Genomic DNA, 3,312 nt, shown 5'->3' with positions numbered 1-3,312 from the left:
CTTTTCCCGCCCCCCCCCGCGGCCTTTGCCCGGTCGGGGGCCACAAACCCCCCCCCCCCCCCGGGTGGGCGGCCCCGGCCCCCCGCCCCCCCCCCCACGGCTTGCGTGTTCCGTGTCCGGGCCGGTGAGCGCCTCGTCGCACGCGAAGATCGTGCGCATGGTGGGGCCCTCTTCTTCGAAGGATTGGTAGGTGGGGTGCTTGGGGCCGCCGCCTGGGCATCGAGGTGTGGGTCCTGGTCCCCAACGCGGCGACGGCCGCCGACCACTACTGTCTGCACGCCACTACCGAGGACCCGGCGCGCACGATTGAACGTCGGTGCCCTGCGCGCCCAGCAGGGGAGGCTGCCCCGGCGCCAGCCGAGGTGACCGAGCAGGTGCGGGCAGTCGTGGTTATTTGGCCAGGAACAGCACGGCAGCCACACCGAGCAGTCCTACCGACAACAGCGCCACGACGACAGGCGGTACGTGACAAAGCCGCAGAGTTCTGCGCCTCGACCGCTGCGGTGCCCCATGCCCCACCTCATCGTGAGGTGCAGGGGCGGAGGCCACCGGCCCAGAGGGTGGCCCCGGCGGCATCGAGCTTCGTTCCAGATCAGGTGGTGCAGTCGCGACGAGCGGCGACTCAGGGGCTCCCCATTTCCATCTGTCGAGACCCTTGCTGCGACTGCCGCGCTGCAAGCTTCCATAGCCCTCTCGGCGCCATCGGGTTCCTGCGGAATCGGAAAATTCGACAGCGACGTGACCTAGCAGAAGGCCTGTGGGCATGGTGCGTTCCAAGGGCGGCAGCGCGACGGACATGTCGCCTGTGGCGAGTACGGGAGTCTCAGCCAGAACGTCATCGTGATAGAGCACGCGGAGGGCCTGAAGGGGCCGATTGCTCAGGTTCGCTACGACCACCTGGGGAACGGCCCACCCATCGTGCAGCGGCGACCGGTCGATCTTCATACGGATGTCGAGCATTGATGCCTGGGTCTGGCCCCGCTGCTTCTGTTTGTCGCGGTGTCCTTGATAGCTCAGGGCAAAACCTGCCAGGGCAACGAGGACGCTGACTGAGGCGATCAGGTTCTGGACCATGCGTAAACTGTCACCGCAACGTGGGCAACAGGCGGGGCGGCGCGCAGTTCTGCATGGAGGCCGGCCACCAGCCCGTCCGGTCGATCCCCACTCAGCCCTGTCGAACGTGCCCGCTCAACGGCCCTGCCCGGGTGAGGGACTGGCGTCCTCCTAACCGCCACGCTACCGAGCAGGGCCATCTTGATGATCAAGGCCCGCTGGAGCGGACCCCACGTGCACAAGCCTCCAGGTGTGCGAGCACGCTCGATCGAGCCGTACGGACCATGAGTTCTCTCAGACCCCTGGAAGGCTGGCGATTAGCGCAGTCCGGCGAAGAGGTCGTTCTCGGGCACGGCCGCGCTGGTGGTGTCCTGGACACGTACGAAGGTCTCGACGCCCATCAAATCGGTGAACCTTTTCTGGCCCATCTTGAGGAAGAAGATGTTCTCACCCTGGCTGGCGTGCGCGGCCAGCGCATCGAACTTCTGAGGGCCGAACGCGGCGGTGTCCACCCAGGTGGTGATCTCCTCGTCGGGGAGTCCGATCTCGGCCATCGCGGCGGCCTCGGCCGGATCCGGCTCCTGCCAGTCCGCACCGAACTCGCGCATGACCTCCCCGAACCGCTGCATCATCGAGCGGGGCGCCGTCGTCCAGTACACCTTCGGCGTCGGCACGGTCATCGCCAGCGCCGCCATCGTGATGCGGTTTGCCTGAATGTGGTCGGGGTGGCCGTAGAAGCCGTTCTCGTCGTAGGTGACGACCACATCGGGCTCGTAGCGGCGCAAGAGTTCCGCGAGTCGGGCAGCGCCCTCCTCCACGGGGGTCTGCCAGAAGGATCCGGGGGCGTCGTTGGTCGGCCAGCCCATCATCCCGGAGTCGGCGTAGTCCAGCATCTCCAGATGACTGACCTTCAGGATGTCGCAGCTTGCCTCAAGTTCCCTACGCCGCATCGAGGCGACAACTGCCGGATCGTGCCCGGGATCACCCGGCTTGACACCCCCAGGTCCGTCACCGCAACTACCGTCGGTGCACGTCACGAGGACCGTGCGGATGCCCTCCGCCGCGTACCGCGCGAGGACACCTCCCGTTCCGGTGGCCTCATCGTCGGGGTGGGCGTGCACCGCCATGAGCGTCAAGGGCCGGTCATTCATGAAACAGTCCTCCTGTGTGAAAAAGTCTCGGTCCGAGTCTGCATCAGGCGTACAAGGGGTCGCGCCGATATCGGGTGACCGGGGTGCGGTTGCGGGTCCGAGACAGTCGGTCGAGCGAGGCGAGTTTGCTGCGGGCTGCTTCAAGGCTGATCTGAAGTCCTTGCTCCTCGCCGAGCGAGCCACTGACGCCGGCTTCGTCGATGCGGTCACCGAGTCTGCGGATGATCTCTTCCAGACGCCGACACTGCTGTGGGTCGACGCGGAGCATCGGACAGTGGACGCAGGCGTGTTCGTGAGCGCGGGGGTCCCGTAGGGACGCCCGCACGTGCCCAGTTCGACCTTGCGCAACTCGAAGTGCTTTCGGCTCGTCCCCCTCCCGCCCGCTAGGTTCTCGGCAGTCCGTGGCCTTCCAACCTCACCGTGAGACTGCGACGTTGGAACAGCGTCGGGGCGTGCGGAAAGCCGTGTCGACTCAAGCCGCGTTCATCGCCCCGGCGCTCCCCACCATCTCCCGTGCTGGTGATAGAGGCGGTTCCAGACTTCGCCGGTGGCATCATCGGTCACTGCCACGAGCATCGATTTCGCTTCGTCACACACGCGCTCGGCCTGAGCCGCGGTCAGGCGCCGACAGTTCGAAAGCAGCCCCGCCATCTCGGCGGCCAGCGGATCGTCGGGACGCAACGACTCGGGAAGCTCGACACCGGTGATGGCGGCGAGGTCACCAGCCGAGATGCCGAGGGCGGTCGCGAAGCCCGTCACCAGGGCCGGAGTTAGCGGAACGCGTCCCCGGCCGATTCCGCGGATCGTGGCGGCGGCCAGGTACACGCGGCCATCGGTGAGCAGGGCCAGGGTCTTGGCCGCAGCGGTCGGGGAGTGCAGGTTCCGGTTGCCGCACAGCAGGTTGGCGAGCATCGCACCGAAGCCCGACTCGTGCTGGTCATAGGTCCGCGACGGAAGGGACGGAGAGTCTCGGGGTTCGTGCGGCAGCTGATCGACGAGCCAGTGGACGCGGGCTCTGTGGTGCGACGGCAGTGCCATAGTGATCTTGACAAGGCTCACGATTTCGGATCCGGCCGCCGGATCCCCGGGGATACGGGCTTTCGGCGCC

General features: G+C 67.0%; 4 protein-coding genes. All 4 read right to left on the bottom strand.

The features are described from left to right. Positions 1-390: 390 nt before the first annotated feature. A complete protein-coding gene (locus ACFW2E_RS05905) occupies positions 391-1,074 on the bottom strand; it encodes a hypothetical protein (RefSeq protein ID WP_384462026.1) in 684 nt (227 codons plus the stop codon). 296 nt (positions 1,075-1,370) lie between these two features. Beyond that, positions 1,371-2,204, bottom strand: coding sequence for a PIG-L family deacetylase (locus tag ACFW2E_RS05900; protein WP_384462023.1), 834 nt, complete (start codon positions 2,202-2,204; stop codon positions 1,371-1,373). Positions 2,205-2,247: 43 nt separating this feature from the next. Beyond that, positions 2,248-2,472 (bottom strand): hypothetical protein, encoded by a 225-nt coding sequence (locus tag ACFW2E_RS05895; RefSeq protein WP_384462020.1) that lies wholly within the window; start codon positions 2,470-2,472, stop codon positions 2,248-2,250. A gap of 215 nt (positions 2,473-2,687) precedes the next feature. Further along, the coding region (locus ACFW2E_RS05890) for a hypothetical protein (protein ID WP_384462017.1) at positions 2,688-3,312 on the bottom strand (625 nt) is incomplete at its 5' end.

This window comes from Streptomyces sp. NPDC058964 (genome assembly GCF_042741275.1).
GTDB lineage: Bacteria > Actinomycetota > Actinomycetes > Streptomycetales > Streptomycetaceae > Streptomyces.
This window is presented reverse-complemented; position numbering and strand designations above follow the sequence as displayed.